Source organism: Cecembia calidifontis (genome assembly GCF_004216715.1).
Lineage (GTDB): Bacteria > Bacteroidota > Bacteroidia > Cytophagales > Cyclobacteriaceae > Cecembia_A > Cecembia_A calidifontis.
In genome coordinates this window covers 4,101,221-4,121,663 of record NZ_SGXG01000001.1, presented here as the reverse complement: position 1 = coordinate 4,121,663, position 20,443 = coordinate 4,101,221, and the positions used below count along the sequence as shown (strand labels likewise).

General features: G+C 40.5%; 16 protein-coding genes and 3 pseudogenes. 14 read left to right on the top strand and 5 right to left on the bottom strand.

Going from position 1 to position 20,443, the window contains the following annotated elements; genetic code table 11:
- Positions 1–391: 391 nt before the first annotated feature.
- The 10 genes and pseudogenes from BC751_RS17685 to BC751_RS17640 all read left to right on the top strand — a co-directional run bounded on the left by BC751_RS17685 (position 392) and on the right by BC751_RS17640 (position 9,628).
- Positions 392–1,618, top strand: a complete 1,227-nt coding sequence (locus tag BC751_RS17685; RefSeq protein ID WP_130273774.1) for an IS4 family transposase — start codon at positions 392–394, stop codon at positions 1,616–1,618.
- A gap of 276 nt (positions 1,619–1,894) precedes the next feature.
- Positions 1,895–2,155, top strand: a pseudogene (locus tag BC751_RS17680) (transposase); the annotation flags it as partial.
- A gap of 161 nt (positions 2,156–2,316) precedes the next feature.
- On the top strand, positions 2,317–3,555 hold the full coding sequence (locus BC751_RS17675; RefSeq protein ID WP_130276782.1) for an anthranilate synthase component I family protein: 1,239 nt from the start codon (positions 2,317–2,319) through the stop codon (positions 3,553–3,555).
- Between the two features lie 5 nt (positions 3,556–3,560).
- On the top strand, positions 3,561–4,664 hold the full coding sequence (dinB, locus tag BC751_RS17670) for a DNA polymerase IV (RefSeq protein ID WP_130276781.1): 1,104 nt from the start codon (positions 3,561–3,563) through the stop codon (positions 4,662–4,664).
- Positions 4,665–4,743: 79 nt separating this feature from the next.
- Positions 4,744–6,180 (top strand): MBL fold metallo-hydrolase, encoded by a 1,437-nt coding sequence (locus BC751_RS17665; RefSeq protein ID WP_130276780.1) that lies wholly within the window; start codon positions 4,744–4,746, stop codon positions 6,178–6,180.
- Between the two features lie 81 nt (positions 6,181–6,261).
- Positions 6,262–6,471: pseudogene (locus BC751_RS17660) on the top strand (sterol desaturase family protein); the annotation flags it as partial.
- 123 nt (positions 6,472–6,594) lie between these two features.
- On the top strand, positions 6,595–7,902 hold the full coding sequence (locus BC751_RS17655; RefSeq protein ID WP_130273823.1) for an IS1380 family transposase: 1,308 nt from the start codon (positions 6,595–6,597) through the stop codon (positions 7,900–7,902).
- Positions 7,903–8,129: 227 nt separating this feature from the next.
- Positions 8,130–8,873 (top strand): annotated as a pseudogene (locus BC751_RS17650) (sterol desaturase family protein); the annotation flags it as partial.
- On the top strand, positions 8,870–9,121 hold the full coding sequence (locus BC751_RS17645; protein ID WP_130276779.1) for a hypothetical protein: 252 nt from the start codon (positions 8,870–8,872) through the stop codon (positions 9,119–9,121). The pseudogene BC751_RS17650 and the gene BC751_RS17645, both read left to right, overlap by 4 nt.
- A 171-nt stretch (positions 9,122–9,292) precedes the next feature.
- Complete coding sequence (locus tag BC751_RS17640) at positions 9,293–9,628, top strand: rhodanese-like domain-containing protein (protein ID WP_130276778.1); 336 nt, start codon at positions 9,293–9,295, stop codon at positions 9,626–9,628.
- A 274-nt stretch (positions 9,629–9,902) separates the two neighbouring features.
- On the opposite strand, the gene BC751_RS17635 is transcribed toward BC751_RS17640, so the two are convergent.
- Positions 9,903–12,317, bottom strand: coding sequence for a penicillin acylase family protein (locus BC751_RS17635; RefSeq protein WP_130276777.1), 2,415 nt, complete (start codon positions 12,315–12,317; stop codon positions 9,903–9,905).
- A gap of 128 nt (positions 12,318–12,445) precedes the next feature.
- Here BC751_RS17635 and BC751_RS17630 point away from each other — a divergent pair, with 128 nt between their 5' ends.
- Entirely contained in the window at positions 12,446–12,871 is a 426-nt protein-coding gene (locus BC751_RS17630; RefSeq protein ID WP_130276776.1) for a Dabb family protein, read from the top strand.
- A 93-nt stretch (positions 12,872–12,964) separates the two neighbouring features.
- Here BC751_RS17630 and BC751_RS17625 read toward each other — a convergent pair whose 3' ends face one another.
- A complete protein-coding gene (locus tag BC751_RS17625; protein WP_130276775.1) occupies positions 12,965–13,375 on the bottom strand; it encodes a hypothetical protein in 411 nt (136 codons plus the stop codon).
- Positions 13,376–13,503: 128 nt separating this feature from the next.
- Here BC751_RS17625 and BC751_RS17620 point away from each other — a divergent pair, with 128 nt between their 5' ends.
- On the top strand, positions 13,504–14,106 hold the full coding sequence (locus tag BC751_RS17620) for an alpha-ketoglutarate-dependent dioxygenase AlkB family protein (RefSeq protein ID WP_130276774.1): 603 nt from the start codon (positions 13,504–13,506) through the stop codon (positions 14,104–14,106).
- A 193-nt stretch (positions 14,107–14,299) separates the two neighbouring features.
- On the opposite strand, the gene msrB is transcribed toward BC751_RS17620, so the two are convergent.
- On the bottom strand, positions 14,300–15,400 hold the full coding sequence (gene msrB / locus BC751_RS17615) for a peptide-methionine (R)-S-oxide reductase MsrB (protein ID WP_130276773.1): 1,101 nt from the start codon (positions 15,398–15,400) through the stop codon (positions 14,300–14,302).
- 230 nt (positions 15,401–15,630) lie between these two features.
- On the opposite strand from msrB, the gene BC751_RS17610 reads away from it, so the two are divergent.
- Both BC751_RS17610 and BC751_RS17605 read left to right on the top strand, forming a co-directional pair.
- Positions 15,631–16,209 (top strand): outer membrane beta-barrel protein, encoded by a 579-nt coding sequence (locus tag BC751_RS17610; protein ID WP_130276772.1) that lies wholly within the window; start codon positions 15,631–15,633, stop codon positions 16,207–16,209.
- Positions 16,210–16,323: 114 nt separating this feature from the next.
- Positions 16,324–18,897, top strand: a complete 2,574-nt coding sequence (locus BC751_RS17605; RefSeq protein ID WP_242617519.1) for a PQQ-dependent sugar dehydrogenase — start codon at positions 16,324–16,326, stop codon at positions 18,895–18,897.
- 19 nt (positions 18,898–18,916) lie between these two features.
- Here BC751_RS17605 and BC751_RS17600 read toward each other — a convergent pair whose 3' ends face one another.
- Both BC751_RS17600 and BC751_RS17595 read right to left on the bottom strand, forming a co-directional pair.
- Positions 18,917–19,867, bottom strand: coding sequence for an IS3 family transposase (locus BC751_RS17600; RefSeq protein WP_242617320.1), 951 nt, complete (start codon positions 19,865–19,867; stop codon positions 18,917–18,919).
- Complete coding sequence (locus BC751_RS17595; RefSeq protein WP_130273830.1) at positions 19,864–20,259, bottom strand: transposase; 396 nt, start codon at positions 20,257–20,259, stop codon at positions 19,864–19,866. Before BC751_RS17595 ends, BC751_RS17600 begins: the two co-directional genes overlap by 4 nt.
- Between the last annotated feature and the right edge of the window lie 184 nt (positions 20,260–20,443).

Genomic DNA, 20,443 nt, shown 5'->3' with positions numbered 1-20,443 from the left:
TAAAGGAAATTTTCGAAAAAATTAAGCTTAAGATCTGAATAAAAAAATCACCTGTAATGGGGATTTTTTGAAACAAAAACTATTTCTAAATTACTAGGTTGTACATGCTGCTAAGCACTGAAAACCTATATTTTATATATACCTAAAAATGGATTTTGAACCTATTGGATGTGCTTTTGCACCAACTTTAAATAAAGTACTTAGTAATTAAATTTCAAGAGAAATATTCTTCGGGTTTCAGCCCCAAAAAAAAGTTTAAAATTACTGTCGTCCGAGAACTGAGGCAATATAAAAAATAAAATCCTAGAATAGTACAAAAATCAAAGATGGGCAGCCCTTTTGGAGCTTACCCATCTTTTTCATATTGTTGTTTCGACCAAGAACCAACAACGTGACACAATTTAAGCATAAATTTTTGTCTGGGCATCCTATTATCGCTCAACTCCTCTCTCTTATTCCCAAAGAGCTATTGAATCAGGTCGTTGAGGAAGAAAACTCGGATAGGTACTACAAGAAACTCAAAACAAGTGATCACTTCATCTGCATGTTTTATGCGGTGTTGACCAGAAACAGCAGTCTTAGAGAGGTCTGCAAAAACATCGGCCTGATCATAACCAAGCTTATTCCTTTTGGAATGAAGCAGCTACCTGCCAGGAGTACCCTTTCTGATGCAAACCGTAAACGCAGTTATCGTGTTTTTGAACAACTATACAAAGGGCTGTATTCATACTATAGGGCATCTTTGGTAGGAAATTGGCTCGATATCGGTGGAGAGGTCGACCTCAGCCGTGTTGAGGTTTTTGATTCCTCAACGGTCACGCTGTTCAAGGAAATCCTCAGAGGGGCCGGACGCAATCCCCTGAACGGAAAGAAAAAAGGTGGTGCCAAGATATTTGCCAAAATGAATCTGGCAGAAGGCGTTCCCAACTTCATATGTATCCGTTCTGCGGCCACAAATGAAAATATGTTTTTAAAAGTGATGGATCTGCCTGAGCACGGGATAGCTGTTTTCGACAAAGGATATAACCGCTATTCCTGCTTTGAAAAGTGGGACAGTTCAAACAGATATTTTGTGACCAGAAAAAAAGACAATGCAAGATATGAAGTGGTCAGTGAGTTTGACTGTACGCATGCCTTGGACATCATCAAGGACCAGATTATCTCACTGAGCTACAGGGAGAAGGGAGTTTCTCGGACAGTTGAAGCCAGACTGGTGGTTTATGCTGACCCTGAAAGCGGTGAAACGCTGGAGTTTATCACCAATCTTAAGGGATTGGATGCCCTAACCATAGCTCTTCTCTATAAGAACAGGTGGGTTATCGAAGTGCTTTTCAAGCAGATCAAGCAGAATTTTGAACTCAGATATTTTTTGTCGGACAGCGAGAACGGGATCAAAATCCAGATTTGGGTGGCATTGATACTCAACCTCCTGTTTACAGTTCTACATAAGCGGATAAAAGAGGCTGAAGACTTCTCGACCATGGTCATGGTAGCCGCAAAAAATCTTTGCTCCTACGTCAGTCTTGAAAAGTTCCTACTTTTTCCTGAAGCTTACTTTAAAAGTATATTTCAAAAAGACATCCAAAATGTACAAACCCAATTATTCCTTTCCGGATAGGGGGTGCTTTTTGACTTTCAACAAAAAACACCTCTAAAACTTCATTAGAGGACTTTATTTTAAATTTCTTATTTTAGTCGGACGACAGTAGTTTAAAATTCTTTTCCCTAAAAAATTTTTTACCAATAAAAAACCCAAGTTCCGCGGGGTTTTCCAATACTTTCCAAAATTAATAACTGGGAGTCTGTCTCATAAGTCTCTTTTAAAAATTTGAAAGGCTACCTGATTTCTCGGGCAGCCTTTTTCTTGTTTTACTCAAAATGGTTATTTTGAGGTGTGGAAAAACAAGACTTAAATATAGTCTTTAAAGACTATGATCCCAACCAGTTGATGCTTCTTCCTAAGAATTTGTGTGACCTTCTTCCATTGGAGCATCCGGCACGCACAGTAAGTGCCGTTATAGACAGGATAAATATCCACCTGATTATCGGGCATTACAGTCGTATTGGAGCCAGCAGTTACCATCCGAGGATGCTTTTGAAGGTTCTGCTTTTCGGATATCTGCGCAACATTTATTCCTCACCTAAACTTGAAAAAGAAAAAGAGCTGGCATAAAAAAGGATTTTTGAACAGTATTCAAAAAAAATAGAGGTCGATTTTCATTAAATCGGCCTCGATCGATTAATTGGGGTTATTCCATGAATTTGAATTTATTCTGAGACAGCCTCTTTTTTTTGTCTTTATCTTAATTTTGCCCTATGGCTTTCCAATCAAAAATACCCATCCCCCAGAATGACGCCTGGTTTTTTTCCTTATTGCAGTGGTTTGATCAACATTACAGTCATTTTTGCCTATTTCTCGATAATCAAGTTGATTATCCATTCGGCGGTTTTCCAAATAAAATCCAGGCAGGCCAAAAAAGTTTCAGCTTGGAGGAAGTATCAGCCGTTTTCGGAAAAAATGAACTCGTTGGTGTGATCTCATATGATTATAAAAATCAAATTGAGGCTAGTTCTAGCCTTAACCCCGAAATTATACCTTGCCCGAATACTGTGTTTTTTATTCCTGAGATCACCCTTGAGTGGGATGAACATTTTATTGTCTTCCAAAGTGACTGTGAATTGAATGTGGAGGGACTTTTTGATGGGAATTTATATTCCAATCCCAAAGTTTCCATAGTGGCTTTAACAGATAAGGAAAAATACCTCCAGGATGTACAGGCTATCAAAAACCATATTGAAGAAGGTGACATCTATGAAATGAATTATTGCATGGCTTTTGTTTTTGAGAATAAAAGCTGGAATCCACTTGTTGGATTTTTGGAGCTCATGAAGGTTTCGCCCATGCCTTTTTCTGCCCTTTTTAAGTCCCAAAACACCTTTTTGATCAGTGCATCGCCGGAGCGTTTTCTAAAGAAAGACAAGAACAGATTGATTGCCCAGCCTATTAAGGGAACTGTCAAAAGGGGTAGGGATCCGGAGGAAGATGAAGCGTTGAGAATGCAGCTTTTAAATTCTGAAAAGGAAAGGGCTGAAAATCTGATGATTGTGGACCTGATGCGGAATGACCTTTCCAAGGTGTCTCTAACAGGTTCAGTCCAGGTAAATGAATTGTTTGGGGTTTATCCCTTCCCAAGGGTGCATCAGTTGATTTCAACTGTCAGTTCGGAATTAAAAGAGAATATGGATTTTAGGGAAATCATCCATGCTACTTTTCCCATGGGCAGCATGACAGGGGCCCCTAAAATTAAATGCATGGAACTGATAGACCGCTATGAGAACTTTAAGAGAGCGTGGTTTTCGGGAGCTTTAGGATATATCAATGCGAATGGTGATTTTGATTTCAATGTGGTAATTAGAAGTATTATTTTTGACCGATCCTTAGGAAAAGGATATTTTGCAGTGGGAAGCGCCATTACATTTGATGCTGATGCAGCCCTTGAATATGAGGAATGTTACCTGAAAGCATCCGCCATCATGGAAGTTCTGAAAAAATAGGTACCATGGAAAAAATCAGGAAAATAATCCATGTGGATATGGATGCGTTTTATGCTTCTGTAGAGCAAATGGATAATCCTGGTCTGAAAGGCAGGCCTGTAGCAGTAGGAGGGAACCAAGAAAGGGGAGTGGTTGCCGCTGCTTCTTATGAAGCGCGGAAATTCGGAGTAAGATCTGCCATGTCGGGTAAAATTGCTTCTTTGAGATGTCCACAGCTTATTTTTGTCAAACCGAGATTTGAAAGGTACAAAGAGATTTCCTACCGCATCAGGGAAATTTTTTTTGATTATACCGATCTCGTGGAGCCACTGTCCCTTGATGAGGCGTTTTTGGATGTAACAGAAAATAAAGTCAATAATCCTTCTGCTACCCTGATTGCTATGGAAATTAGAAGAAGAATCAAGGAAGAGATTGGGTTGAATGCTTCTGCGGGTATTTCATACAATAAATTTTTGGCCAAAACAGCATCAGATATCAATAAACCCAACGGGCAGGCTGTAATTTTACCTACAGAAGCGGAGGCATTCCTTGGAAAACTACCTATTGAGAAATTCTTTGGTATCGGTAAAGTTACAGCAGAAAAGATGAAGGAAATAGGCATACACAATGGCTATGACCTTAAGCAATATTCCCTGCAATACCTGACCAAGCGTTTTGGTAAGTCAGGTTTACATTTTTACAATATCGTCAGGGGGATCCATTTATCGGAAGTCCAGCCCAACCGTATCCGGAAATCCCTCAGTGCTGAAAATACCTTTGAAAAGGATTTGACGGAAAAGGAACAGTGGGTTGAGGCCTTAAAGGAAATTTTTGAAGAACTAAAAAGAAGGATTTCAAAAAGCGGAATCAAGGGAAGAACCATCACTTTGAAAATCAAATACCGTGATTTTACCCTCCATACCAGAAGCAAAACCTTTGAGCAATATCCGGAGGAAATAAAAATCTGGGAAACAGTGATGGAGCTTTTATATCAGGATGCACTTCTGATGCCCGTGCGCTTATTTGGAATTGGTTTGTCCAACTTGAATATAGATATGGAGCGTTCCCACTTTGGCAGGCAACTTTGGATTGATTTCGAAAATCAGTACAAAGATCAGTCAGGAGTGTAACTTACATCACATTTTTTCGATTTATCACATAATATCTTTGTTTGAGATTAAAAGAATTTACCCAAGTAAACCCAACTATATGAAACGATTACTCATCGCTCTTGCCATGGCCATAACATCCTTTTATTCAACCTTAGCCTTTCAATTTGATCAGTTGATCAAACCGGCCACCTTTGAGCAAGTAAAAATCAAGCAATTTGAAGATGATGGCCTCGCACACTATAGCTATGCCATTCATGTAGAAGATAAAATGTACTTGGTTGATCCCGGAAGGGATCCACAACCCTATTTTGATTATGCGCTTTCCCAAAATGCCAAAATTGTAGGGGTCATCAACACCCATCCCCATGCTGACTTTGTAAGTTCCCATCTTGAAATTCATCAAACAACGGGTGCAGACATTTATGTGAGCAGTTTAGTAGGTGCAGCTTATCCCCATATTGCTTTTGACGAAGGTGATGTCATTGTACTTCCTAAAGGTGTCAGGTTAAGGGCAATTCATACTCCGGGCCATTCACCGGATGGAATCAGCATTGTAGTGGAAGAAAACGGTAAGGATGTGGCTGTTTTTACAGGAGATACGCTTTTTATTGGGGATGTGGGAAGACCGGATTTAAGAGAAAGTGTGGGTAATATCATGGCCAAAAGAGAGGAATTGGCAAGGATGATGTACCAAAGTACAAGAGAAAAACTGATGCTTTTGGATGATGCCGTAGTTGTTTACCCTGCGCACGGTGCAGGTTCCCTGTGCGGTAAGGCCATTTCTGATGCCAATAGCAGTACAATCGGTCAGGAAAAGTTGACCAATTATGCCCTACAGGATATGACAGAGGATGAATTTGTGGCTTTGTTGCTTCAAGATCAGCCATTTATTCCAAAGTACTTCCCGTATAATGTGGATGTCAATAAAGAAGGAGCTCCTGCCTATCGGGTTTCTAAGCTCGCTGTCAGAAGATTGGAAAAAAACTCAAAACCCCAAAAGGGTCTCACGGTTATTGATGGCAGGAAGCAGGCAGATTTTAAATCCTCCCATATCCCTGATGCCATCAATATAATGAACGGCGCTAAATTTGAAACCTGGTTAGGAAGCCTATTGGCACCGGAAACACCCTTTTACCTGGTAGCAGAGTCCCATGAAAGTTTAGAGGAGTTGATTTCCAAAGCTGCAAAAATAGGATATGAACCCTTTATTCAGGGAGCATTTGTATATGAGCAAAGTGGGGGTGATAAAATGGCTTTCTTCGATAAAGAAGAATTTGATAAAAACCCGGATTTGTTTACCATCATTGACATAAGAAACGCCGGAGAGGTAGCTCAGGGTAAAATATTTGAAAATGCCATTAATATTCCTTTGCCGGAATTAAAAGATAGGATAGGAGAGATCCCTACCGATAAACCAATAGTGGTGCATTGTGGTACTGGTTACCGTTCCGCAGCCGGCAGCAGTATCATCCAAAATGCCCTCAAAAAGTCCAAAGTCCTGGATATGAGTTCACATATCATGGACTATAAATAACATTAGTTGTGGTTTATGGGAGTATCGAAAGAGGGCAATCACGTGGATTGTCCTTTTTCTTTAAATTTGAGAAGATGAATTATGGAAAAATACATTAAAATCGTTCTGGATTCTTACTACGGGTATTTCAATTACCTGGTCAATGAAATGTTTTATCCATCCTGGAAAAACTATTTCTGGTGGCTGCTCGGACTTTCTGTTGGGGTGTGGCTTTTGGAAATATTTTTCCCATGGAGAAAGAAACAGGCCATTTTCAGAAAGGACTTCTGGCTGGATGGTTTTTACATGTTCCTTAAATCCGCAGGGCGGATTTAAAAAAAGCCGAAAAAGTGGCTGAATTTATTCAATTCAGGCTTTTCCGGCTCGTTTTTTTTTCACTTATTTAGGTGTTACCACACATCCTTGATAAGCGGTATGAAAATTACGAATTCGACAGAAAAAATCACACCTTTCGGAGGTTTTAATTTTGTTTTTAACTCTTTCAAAAATTCTGGTCTCCCAGAACTCATTGATAATCAATTGGGGGTTAGAGCCTTAAGGGGAGGGTTTTCATACAGTGACATTTTCGCCAATCATATGGCTATTTTCTTTAATGGTGGCGACTGTACTGAAGATATCAATGTTCACTTGAGAGACGCACTTGAACAGGTCCCTTCATTTTCAGTATGCAGTGCCGATACAATTCTGAGAGGTATCAAAGAGCTTGCTGTTGATACAGAACTCTTTATAAATCCGTCCAGTGGAGTAAGCCATGAATTTAATATCAATGGAAAACTCAACAGCTTGTTGTTAAAATCAGCTTGTAAGACCGGATTACTCAAGTCAGGTGTTGCTTACGACCTCGATTATGACAACACCGTCATTCCAACTGAAAAGTACGATTCAAAAAAGACATATAAACACGTCTATGGATATCAGCCAGGTGTAGCTTCCATAGCACATCCTGAATTTTCACAGGCCATTCCTGTGTACGTAGAGGGCAGAAATGGCAACAGTCAGGCCAAATATTTGCAGGCTGATACACTTACACGCATGTTTGGGCAGCTTACCAATGAAAATATCCGTATCGGAAGGTTCAGAGCCGATTCAGCATCCTATCAGGAAGAAGTTCTCCGCACACTGGAAGCACATACCGAAAGCTTTTATATACGGGCAAACAGATGTGCCAAACTGGATAATATCCTTGGAAGTATAGCCCCTGAGAAGTGGCAGAAAATACGTTTGGGTGTACAGGAAATGGAAGTTACTGACCTATCCGACTACAAACCTTTCGGTAAAGACAGGTCTTACAGGCTGGTCATTACCAGAATCAGGCGTAAAGACGGGCAGGCAGATGTGTTTAGTGGAGATGCATTTACTTACAGGGCTATTCTGACCAATGAACATACATCGTCCAATGAAGCTGTTGTAAGGTTTTATAACGCCCGGGGTGCAAGCGAACGCTTGTTTGATGTACTCAACAATGACTTTGGCTGGTCTAAGTTGCCCTGTTCGTTCCTTGCAGAGAATACCTCCTTTATGCTTATGACGGCTATGTATGCCAATTTTTACACCTATATCATTGGAGAGTATTCCAGAAAAGTTGATTGGCTTAAGCCTACCGACAGGCTCAAGAAGTTTATCTTCAGATTTATCACTGTTTCAGCCAAGTGGATAAGAACGGGAAGAAGAGAAGTGCTCAAACTGTTCACGAGTAAGGATTACAAGCCGATTTTGAACTAAATTCAGATAAAAACCCCTCAGGAGCTCAAAAAATAAAGATTTACAGGGAAGAGGTATGCCTTTTCCATTAAAATTGAGGAAAAAAACCGTCCATTTTATCCTCAAACCTAAAATCCATTGTCTCAAAACTATGAACACTCTTCAATCAAAGGGAAGAAATTCCCGAACTAGACCAAAAATGAACACAAACAAGCAGATTCAAATCTCCAAACTAAAATCCTGCGGATTTTAGGATGTTCTTCAATTATTTCCTGTTTTCACTGATAGCTTACAATGCCATTTCCAATGTGGCGGTAGAAGCTTTCAATGATTTTCTTGGGATATTTGGTATTGAAAATCTGGTTGCCATTCACGTTGAGACCTGGCCAAGGTGGGCGCAGTTTTTATTATTGTTTTTGGTCGCTGATTTTATCCAATGGAATGTGCACCGCTTACTTCATCGTGTTCCTGTATTATGGGAATTCCATAAAGTCCATCACTCTGTGGAGGAGATGGGATTTGCAGCTCATTTGAGGTTTCATTGGATGGAGACCATTATTTACAAAACCGCCCAGTATATTCCTTTGGCCATGATAGGGTTTGGGCTGGAGGATTTCTTTATAGTTCACATTTTTGCTACAGCCATTGGGCATTTGAACCATGCCAATCTCAGGATCACTTATGGTCCATTGAAGTATATCTTAAATAATCCCATCATGCACCTATGGCATCATGTGAAAGAATTGCCAAAAGACAGAAAATATGGGGTCAATTATGGAATTACATTAAGTCTTTGGGATTATTTGTTCAAGACAGATTATATCCCCCATCAAGGTAGCGATGTGGCCTTGGGATTCGATGGCATGGAAAAATTCCCAAAAACATTCTGGCAACAGGTTACCTATCCTTTTGTTAAAGGGAAAAATATGGATGGATTACAGACTCCACCGATCGGGAAAATGAATAAAGTAACCGCAACCGTAAAAAAATGAAAGAAACGATCAATAACTGGAGATTTGTCATCTTATTGAGTTTGACTTTGGGGCTGGCACCATTTGTACCCGAACCCCACATTTGGGGCAAGATCAAATGGATGGCTGGTGGGGCCAAAGGTATGGCTGTACTGGATTGGTTTGATTTTGTTTTCCATGGGTTGCCATGGTTGCTGCTTATTAGGTTAAGTATATTGAAGTTAAAGGAGAAGTTGAAAAAGCAAGCTTTTGTTGGTGGGAAGCATTAAGGTTAATTATTGCTCCAATCCAAGCTAAGTCCATGATTGTCATTACTCAGAGCTTTATGCTTTTTCGGGCTTTTTTTGGACTATCTGCCCCTTAACTGGCCTTTATGTGATCTTGGTTACTTTTTTGGAGATGTAGGCAAGCTAACTTTGTATCATAAACCAATAAGAACCATGTTTAATTTCTTTAGAACACAAGCAAAAAGCTATACAGACCTCTCCAATGAGGATTTCAAAAAAGGAATGACCGCACCTGACGCAGTAATCATTGATGTGAGAACAGCCGGTGAATTCCAATCTGGAAAAATCAAAGGGGCAAGAAACATCGATCTGATGAGTCCCGGATTTATGGGGCAGATCCAAAATCTCCCTAAAGACAAAAAATATTACGTGTATTGCCGCAGTGGAAACAGAAGCGGTCAAGCCTGTGATATCATGTCACAATTAGGTTTTGAAAACACGTATAATCTGGCCGGAGGCATCATGAACTGGCCTTATGAAATAGTTTAAATATTGATTGGGTTGAATGGTAAAAAGTCCACCGTCAGGACCTCTGTACGGTGGATTTTTTTTATCCCGACCCTTCAGTTTTATCTTAGTTCGGTCCTTCAAACCTGTGGGGGGATGGGGATGGTGTTTCATTCGGGGATATTTTCCCGGCTTGGACAGCTAGGCCATTCAGGTAGGGCTATTACCAACCGGACTTTTTAGAAAGACAAGGGATTTTGGCCTCATTTGAATTAGGGTCTTAATCTTAATTAATACTTGATGTTTTTTTCAGAACTCAATTTAAATTGGGTACCAAAACCAACTTCCCTACGCCCATTTTTTCCACCTGTTCTTTACCAAAGGGGACTATAAAAAATTCATCATTTGCCCATTTCGGAAAAAGGTCTTTGTAAAAAGGGCTGTCAGGATTCCCAGATTGCCCAGGCGTATTGATGCCTATGGTACTTTCCCAGTTTCCTGTGTCCACTACTATTCTGAAAGAGGCTCCGGAGGAGTTGTTGTCCCCATAGGCGTTTGCCGCCGGAGTATAGCTATAACCACCCCTTGGTAAAGGCCCCACATCCAGTTTTTCCTTCCATTCCCGGGAAAGTGCCGGACTAAGAGGATGTCTGAAAAGTGCATGTTTATAGGCAGCTTGTCCGTATTGCCATTTGTTTTGGTCTGGCCCCAATTTACCTTCAAGTTCCTCAACCGCGTCTTCAAAAGATTTGCTCAACCAGTTATCGCGCTCTCTTTCTGGTTTTTTTTCAAATAGGAGAGATGGCTGTTCAGCCCATTCTAATACCCTGGTCATCTGAATGCTTCCCACCAGTTCCCTTACTTCCTCAGGGACTGCAATGGATTTGATGTTTTCTCTTAATTTCCTTTCCCACATGACATAAATTCCTGCTGCAATAGATTCTTTTTCAAGTTTAAAGTCCCAGTTCTTTAGGAATGATTGGGCAATTTGGTATTTGGACTGATCAAATTTCAAGGTATTGAGTAAGGGAACCAATCTTCGGGCCGGCAAAGCCAGATAATCATTTTGTAATTCCCCCATTTGCTCCACCGTAAAGCCTTTGCCTTGAGACAGCACTTCCCTGATTCTATCCCCGCGGAATGAATCTGCCCACTCAAAACCTATGGTATGCTGCAAAGGATAATCTTTGGGAGTGACATGCTCATTGGCTGTTACAAAGAAACCGCTTTCTGGATTGGTCAGATGGGGTCTGTCTTTTATGGGCAAATACCCTTCCCAGTCCATGCTGCCATCGCCTAGAGAAGCTACCAGACCTGAATGTTTTTTTCTGATAGGCGTAATTCCGGTGGCCTGCCAACCTATATTTCCTTCTTTATCAGCCCATATCATATTTTCAGCGGGAATATGGTTAAAGGAACAAGCTTCACGGAATTCTTCCCAGGTCTTGGATTGGTCCATTCTTAAACTTGCAAGATAGGGTGCACCTCCGGGTTCCAGCCATGCACATTCCACTGCTACTGCTTTTCTTAATTCCTGATCAATAAAGGTCACTGGCCCATGGATGGTATAGTAATGTTGGACAATTTCATCCATTTGCCCTTTAACTTTGATGGTATCCTGAATCATTTTCATATCCCTCCATTCTCCTTTGTAAAAATATCTATGAGGGTTGTCCGGATGGATGTCATAAATCCGAAGATCTTCATTGTCCGTTTCAAATATGGTAAGGCCCCATGCTCCATATTCATTATGCCCTATGGATATACCGGGAATGACAGGTTCTCCTGCGCCGACCACATTCCATCCCGGTGCATGCAGATGAACCCAATACCTCAAAGATGGGATGGCATGAAGCCTATGAGGATCATTGGCCATGATCGGGTAGCCACTTGCCGTTAATTTACCGGATATGATCCAGTTATTGCTGCCTATGTTGAATTTTTCAAATTCCAGGGTTTCCTTTAGCTCTCTTTCCAAAAGGCCGTTTTCTGATAAATAAGACTTGGTATCATTCCGGTATTTGGGATGAATGTCTTCTGGCTGAAAGGTCAAATTGTTTCTGAAAGCATCGTAAGGTGCTAAAATATCTTTGAATAGGAGTTCCTGAGGGATACCTTCTGGGATGATGAGATTGGGCTCATGGGGATGGAAGTAATAAAAAGATTTGGCTTTTTCAGGTCCTACAAGACTGACCACCTGACTGTATTTGAGTTCATCCTGGACATTTTGAAGAAGCCCCTGATGCCTGGATACGACGACTTCCCAAGTCCAATAACCTGGTAAAATATCCAATAATTGAAATTCAATGGGTAATAATTCAGGGTTTTCCCGAACTTCATTGATGTAGGTATTTACCCCTAAAACGAAAGCATCCACGATTTCAACGCCATTGGGGTGGTAATGCCTGAGTTCTGTTTCTTTATCTCCTCTGAACTGAAATAAGCGGGCTCCTTTATCCCTTTCCAGCTCCCTGGATCCAAGTATTTCTGCTACTGTGCCCGTTGCCCTTCTTCTCCATATTTCGAATTGGAAAAGACGATCTTTTGCAGCCAGATAACCTTGGCTAAAAAAGAGGTCATGTTCATTTTTTGCGTAAATGTGGTTGATGCCATTTTGGTCGCGGATTACCTCAACCTCCTCCTTTAGTCCGTTTACCGGAATTATTTGGCTTTTGGATTGGATTATGAAAATCCAGCTAATGACTAAAACGATAAGGATCTTTGTTTGCATGCTGTTATTCTAAAGGTTGCTTCTGATAAATTTTGCAAAAAAAATAATATGCAACATCAATATTCTATGAGCGGTAAATTGCAATATCTTTTATTTTGCAACTTCGGATATCAAAAACCTAATTGACCATGAAAAAACAAATCAGCGCATTGCTTTTTCTGTTGATTTTGGCTGCTGCCTGTCAGGCACCGCAAAAGGAAAAAGTTGAAGAAAAAATTATTGAAAAAAAGATTATCAAGATGGACAAAGCCTTAAGACATGTTGTGTTGTTCAAGTTCAAAGATGAATCTTCTGAGGAGGAAGTACAAAAAGTGGTAGATGCTTTTATGGCATTGAAGTCTAAAATTTCTGAAATAGAGGATTTGGAGTGGGGTACCAATAACAGTCCCGAGGGGTTGGCCCAGGGTTTCACCCATTGCTTCTTTGTCACCTTTAAATCGGAAGAGGACAGGGATATTTATTTGCCTCACCCTGAGCACAAAGCCTTTGTAGAGATTTTGGGCCCCCATTTGGATAAGGTGCTGGTCATAGATTATTGGGCAAAGAGGGATTAAAAAAATTGAATTTCAGTGTCTTTGGGATGGAGTACAGTTCTCTTCAGGACAAAATCCCAAAGACTTGAATTTTTTACTTACAGGTCAGGGGCATTAATCCCGATTGACCGGTAATTCATTGTTCCTGCTTCCATCCCTATCCCCAATTTCAATTACTTCATAGACAATAAAGCTTGAAGCACCTCTCCAGGGAAGGGGGTTGAGATACTCTTTGTATCTTAATTCCACAAACTTTCCTCCGGCTCTTTCCAGTTGCTTGGCCACTTCGTCACCTTTGGCGCTGAACCTGAACTCATTACTTTGCAAGGCTCCGGCGGTAGGGCTTTGGAAACCTTCCTGTACGATCCGGCCTTCCCACGTTTTGAAGATATAACCTTTCTTTTCAAAGTAATTTAAAGTACCTCCTTTTACTCCTTCGCTAAAGACAAAGTAATAGCGCCAGTACCCCACTGCAGTTAGGATAATAACAAGTGCAATGATACCAATGGTGATGAATTTTTTCATGGGAATTTTGATTGGTTAAAAATGGTTTTTAAAAGTTTCTGGCTTATAATTTCAGGTAAAAGAAGGAATAAAACAATAGGTAGCTCGCAATATCCAACCTTTTGATCAAAATAGGGTTTAACAAGATTATGGATTTATTCGGGGATTTTGAAAGAAAAAACATCTTACCTGAAAAGGGAGAGGCATACTATTATCAGAATTTTTTCTCTCCTGCACAAAGTGATCTGTATCTGAAAAGGTTGATAGAGGAAATCAGTTGGAAGCAGGAGCCCATCTGGATGTTTGGAAAGCAAGTGATGCAGCCTAGATTGACAGCATTTTATGGGAATCCCGGTGTGAATTATGGGTATTCTGGAATTCAGATGAAGCCTTATCCCTGGAATGAAGTCCTTTTGGAAATCAAAAATGATATTAATAAAGCATCACAAACCCAATTTACCCATGTGCTGCTCAACTACTACAGAGATGGGCAGGACAGTATGGGCTGGCACAGGGACAATGAACCTGAATTGGGATTGAACCCGGCAATTGGTTCGGTCAGTTTTGGTGCATCAAGAATTTTCCAGTTCCGGCTTTATCATGATAAAACTGTCAAAAGGGAAGTACTTCTGGAACATGGCTCTTTTCTGCTGATGGCGGGTGAGACCCAGCACTACTGGGAACATCAGATTCCGAAAAGCAAAAAGGTGTATGGCCCAAGGATAAACCTGACTTTTAGAAGGATTCAATAAGTGATTGGGATGCTCACTTGACCAATGCTTTTCGAAATTACAAATTTCGAAAAGCGCTAATTGCGGATTTCAAATCCTCAAAATCAAAGTTAGGGATTTTAAATCCCGAACAGCGGTTCCAATATCAAGGTTCGGAATTGAAAATTCCTAACAGCTATTTTGAAAACCCAGATCGGCTTTAGTGCAATGGCGTTTAATTCAATATCCACATCCAGGCCCCATATCCCTCTTTTTCCATATCTTTTTTGGGGATAAATCGCATGGCTGCCGAATTCATGCAGTAACGCAGATTGGTAGGTTGGGGCCCATCATTGAAAACATGCCCTAAATGCGAATTGCCCAGTTTGCTTCTTACTTCCACTCTGGTCATTCCAAAGGATACATCAGTGGGTTTCTCAAGCAATCGTGCATCAATTGGTTTTGTGAAACTTGGCCATCCTGAATAGGACTCATATTTGTCTTTGGAAGAAAAAAGCGGAGCACCTGATACAATGCATACATAAATACCTTCTTCTTTATTTCCATTGTATTCATTTTGGAAGGCCCTTTCCGTTGCCTCGTGCATGGTGACATCATATTGCAACTTGGTCAATCGCTTTTTCAATTCTGCATCTGAGGGTTTTTTGTACTTTTCCTCCAACTTTACCGGCCAATGTTTTGCAATAAATGCATCTCTTCCAGAACCTTTACGATAAGCATAGTATTCACTTGGGTTCTTTTTATAATAATCCTGATGGTAATCCTCTGCAGGATAGAAATTGCTGAATTTGATAAGGGGAGTTACAATAGGTTTTTGGAAAATTTTAGCTTCCTCGAGTTTTTGTATGGATGCCTTTGCCACATCCCTTTGGCTATTGTCATGATAAAAAATGGCCGAGCTGTATTGGAATCCCCGGTCATAGAAAGAGCCGCCCTCATCGGTTGGGTCAAATTGTTGCCAGAAAATATCCAAAAGCTCACTGTAGGAGATGATATCCGGATCGAAAGTAATCTGAACAGCCTCCCTATGACTGGTTTTTCCGCTGGATACCTGTTCATAAGTTGGGTTTTTTTCCTTTCCACCGGCATAACCCGATATCACGGCAATTACCCCATCCACATTTTCAAAAGGGGCTTCAATACACCAAAAGCAACCCCCGGCAAAAGTTGCAAAGGCCTTTTTTCCGGGATATTCCTCTGGAGATGTGATTTTGGTCTGCTCCTCTTTTTTGTTTTCTGCTTTGGTACAGCTGCCAGGTACCAAACTAAATAGGGCTAAGATTACCGAGAAGAAGATTTTGCTTAATGATTTCATGTTGTTTTTACTTGCTTTTCAACCTTTCATTTAAATTGGGCACAATTTTGGATAATACCAGCATGGAGAGGCTGGGATAAAATTTGTGTTTGGAGTAATGTTGTATTTGTAACTTGAAAATACACCCTATTAAACCGAATTTTAAAGGATGGTGTTTGATTAAATCGAATTTTGTTTCCCTCGATTTTGACAATTAAAGATATAATCCAACTATTTTAAATCAATCACAAATGAAAACTGTTCTTCGATCAACTTTGCTCCTATTGGCCTTCATGATGGTGGTCCAATTGGCCAATGCACAAACCGGTTCCGGATTTGGAATCAAAGGTGGCCTGAATTACAATTCCAATGGCAAGTACTTCAAAGATGCCGAAGCAATTTGGGGCGATCCTCTAAGCAATTTGGGATATCACTTGGGTCTGTTCGGCAAGGTGAATCTTGGGCCTGTATTTCTGAGACCTGAATTGAACTATACCCAGTTAAATTCTGAGGTAAATTCCAATAAGTTAAGGACCCAAAGATTAGATGCTCCAATCTTGGTGGGACTTAACCTTTTAGGATCTTTAATTTCCGTTTCTGCAGGTCCTTCCATTCACTATTATCTGGAGGATGAACTCAGGAACTATGATTTTGAAAAATTCAATGCCGGATATCAGTTTGGAATTGGCCTGAGCCTGGGAAGGGCAGGACTAGACCTCCGTTATGAAAGGGTTTTGAACGGACAGACTATCGATATTGATAATGTGTTTACAGGACAGGGTGATTTTAGGTTCCAGCAGCTGATGCTTGGACTCTCTTGGAAATTCTAAGCAGTACTTAATTTGCCATCCTTACAAATCTCCTCGCCATGGGGAGATTTTTTTTATTATCCTGTAGCTTTCTTTTTTATCTTGGAAGATTGTAAAATCCACCAAGCTATGAGAATGAAATATATTCCAATCATTGCCCTCCTGATTGGTTTATGGGCCTGTAAAAAGGAATCAGAGAAGTTTGTTTTTGAAAAGCCAGAAGAAACCAGATTTACGAAGGTCACCTTGATCGAACGATTAGATGAGCCAATGGAAATTGAGGTATTAAAGGATGGGAGGATTATTTTTATTGAGCGGAAAGGGAAAGTCCGGATGTTTGAACCCAAAACAGGTTTGGCGAAGGATATTGGCTTTTTGAGGGTCTATTCTGAAGCGGAAGATGGCCTTTTGGGTTTGGCCAAAGATCCTGATTTTTACAACAACAATTGGATTTATTTATACTATTCTCCTGAAAGAGAACAAAGTATCAATAGGCTTTCCAGATTTACCTTAGTTGATGATATTTTAGATCTTGAATCTGAAATTATCATGCTGGAGATTCCTCATTTCCGGGGCTGTTGTCACAGTGGAGGCTCCATAGAGTTTGATAGTAAGGGGAATCTTTACCTTTCTTTGGGGGATGATACCACTCCCTTTGAATCTGACAATTACAATCCTATAGATGAAAGGGCAGGTAGGCCTGAAAATGTAGATGCCCAAAGAAGTTCATCTAATTCCAATGATCTCAGAGGTGCCATTTTGAGAATTACCCCACAAAAAGACGGAACTTATATTATCCCTGAAGGGAATTTGTTTCCGGTAGGTACTCCCAATACCCGTCCGGAAATTTATGTCATGGGCAATCGCAACCCTTTTAGAATTTCGGTTGATCCCAAAACAGGTTATCTCTATTGGGGGGAAGTAGGCCCTGATGCCCAAGCGGACAGTTTGCGAAGAGGTCCCAGGGGCTATGATGAAGTCAATCAGGCCAAATCAGCAGGATTTTTTGGCTGGCCCTATTTTATTGGGGACAATAAGCCCTATTGGTACTATGACTTTGAAAAGCAGGAAGCTGTTTTTGAATATGATCCTAAAGCTCCGGTTAATAACTCTCCTAATAATACTGGAATTAAAGTGCTGCCACCCGCTCAGAAGGCCATGATTTGGTATCCTTATGCGGAGTCTGAAGATTTTCCCATGGTAGGATCCGGAGGAAGAAACGCTATGGCCGGACCAGTCTATTACTATGACCTTTTTCCTAATTCAGAGGTAAAATTCCCCAAATATTATGATGGAAAACTTTTCATCTATGATTGGATGAGGAATTGGATTTTCACCGTGAGTTTTGATAAGGAAGGAAATTATGCAGGCATGGAGGAATTTATGCCAAGTACCCGGTTTGATAAACCCATGGACATGCAGTTTGGGCCGGATGGGTCTTTGTATATCCTGGAATATGGTACATACTGGAGCGCCCAAAATGATGATTCTGGAATATACAGGATTGAGTTCAGTGCAGGGAACAGAAAACCCGTTGCAAGGGCCAATGCAGACAAAAAACAGGGTTCAGTTCCTTTCAAAGTCAGTTTTTCCAGTGAGGGCAGTATGGATTTCGACGGGGATCAACTCGAGTTTGAATGGGATTTTTATGGCGATGGCAAAACTATTTCCAGAGAAGCCAACCCAGTTTTTGTTTATGAACATCCTGGAGAATTTAAAGCATTGCTCACAGTGAAGGATGCTGAGGGCTTGAAAAGTCAGGCTACTATATCCATTACAGTAGGAAATGAGCCACCTGTGATCAGCTTTGAATGGGAAGGTAACAGGAGTTTTTATTGGGGCAAACCGTCCAAAGCTTACCGGGTGAAGGTAGAAGATAAGGAAGATGGTAGCTTGGGAGATGGAGGTATTTTGCCTGAACAGGTCATTGTGACATTGGATTTTCTGAAGGAAGGCTTTGACAGGATTGAGTCTTCTGAAGGACATCAGCAAACAGAAAGTACATCTCAACTTATCGGTCAGAACCTAACTGTCAAAAGTGGCTGTAATGCCTGTCATGGGGTAGATAATGCTTCTGTAGGTCCAAGTTATAAAGAAATTGCAACCCGATATGAAACCAATACCGGAGCCTCCAAGATTCTTGTCCAAAAAGTAATCCAAGGTGGTAATGGAGTTTGGGGAGAGAGACTTATGCCTTCCCACGCCCATTTGCAGGAGGCTGATATTGTCCAAATGGTTGATTATATTCTGTCCCTTTCTCCCAATGCGCTTATCCATCAAAAAAACAGGTTGGGAATTGAAGGAAAATTCAACTTGAACCAACATGATACCCAGGGTATATACCTTTTGACAGCAAGTTATAGGGATAAAGGAGCAAACGGAATAGCTCCAATTTTGAGAAGAGAGCAATTGATTTTAAGGCATCCTTTGGTGTTGGCAGCCGATGCTGATTTTTTCCGGGGGACTGCTAAAGCTAATAACCAAGACTCCAGATTGATCAAATTTACAGAAGATAATTCCTATATCGGGTTTAAAAAAATTGACCTAAGCCAAGTAGAAAGCTTGGTCCTATCGATTGATCCCAATAGGAGGGAAGGTTGGTTTGAGGTCCGCTTGGATAATCCTGAAGGAGTGTTGATCGGAAAATCCGAGATAATAAGCAGTAAACTAAGACCGGAAAACAGTAAAGGGAGATGTGTTCTTCCCTGAATAGCGTTGACCGTTTGGTTCAACATTCATTAAATATTTCCATCGGGCAATCATGAGCCAGAGGTTCTTCTCTTGGGCAAACTTCGAAGGGGCTCGATGCCCCTAAGAAGTTTTTTCTTCCTTCGGTATAAACAATCACCGTCGGTCTTTCTTGGGCTTTTAAATTTAGTATATTTTTATAAAATCCCATGGGGGTGTATTTCATTTTAAATCCCCTGTGTAGTCTTATGCTGTTGTAGTTGGCTACAGCTTTCGCCACTTTTCTTTTCAGGTCGCTGAAATCTTTGATTATCCACCTTTTGAGGTATTCATTTTTTATGATTCCATTGATTCGTTCTGCGTAGGGGTTTTCCCATGCGATATTTCCCATACTGATATGGATATTGTTTTTGTTGAGCAAGGAGGTGTATTCTTTACTACTGTACTGGGAACCTTTATCTGAGTGGTGGATCAGGCCCCAAGGCTGGTATCTCAAAGTACTGAGGGCCATTTTCATAGCTTTGATATTACCTTCTGTGCGCAAGTTGTCGTTGACCGAATATCCCACGATGATCCTGGTATAAACATCAATAATGAAGACCAAATAATAGAATTCACCATTGAGGTAAAAGTAAGTGATATCGGTTTGGATGACCTGAAAAGGTCTGTTTATGGCCATACCTTCGATAAGGTTTGGATAAGAATAAAGGCCTGCGTAAGTGGTTTTCTGGTAGTTTTTTATTTTTTTGATACCATATCCCATTTCCATGAAAATTTCACAGAATTGATCCCTTCCCATGAATTCGGGTTTCAATGTATAATACATTTTTTCGACCCCACATCCTGGATGGTCTTCCCTGAGCTCATCGGCCAGGATTACCAGTTGGGCAATTTCAAGATCGAATGCTTGCTGCCTTTTTTTGGCTTGTTGAACGGCCTGCTTGGTTACTCCAACAGTCCGATAAAGTTCATTGAGCGAATGGTTTATCATACTTTTGTTGGATTGGAACCACCAGAGTGTGGGGTTTTGGAGTTTTTTTTAATATCGATTGAGTAAGTTTCTTTGGCCAAATCAATCATTTTTTCCAAATAATCAATCATGATCTGTTTTTGGCCAACGGTACGCTCGAGATCTTTGACCTTTTCTTCGAGTTCTTTGAGCCTATTGGTTTGACTGTCTTTCATCTCAATTATCCTGATATTTTTTTCATTATAGGTCGAATACTTATAAATCCAATGATAAATAACTGAGTTCACAATTCCATAATGTCGCTCCATTTGCTGAACTGTCATGATTCCTTTCTCAAAATCATCAACCAACTTACGTTTAAATTCCTCTGAAAATCTACGCTGAGAATTAATCCTTTTTCCTGTTTTTAACATCTTTTTTCTCGGTTAAAAACGGTCAACCTATTTCAGGGAAGGACAATGGTTTGATATAACCATCCCCATTGAGTCCCTTCAAAAACAAGTTGATTTTTACATTGTTTTTAAAACGGAAACGGGAGTTGATATCTGGAATTCTTTCTTGCTAAACACCTTATACTTCAATGGAAAATAACTTGTA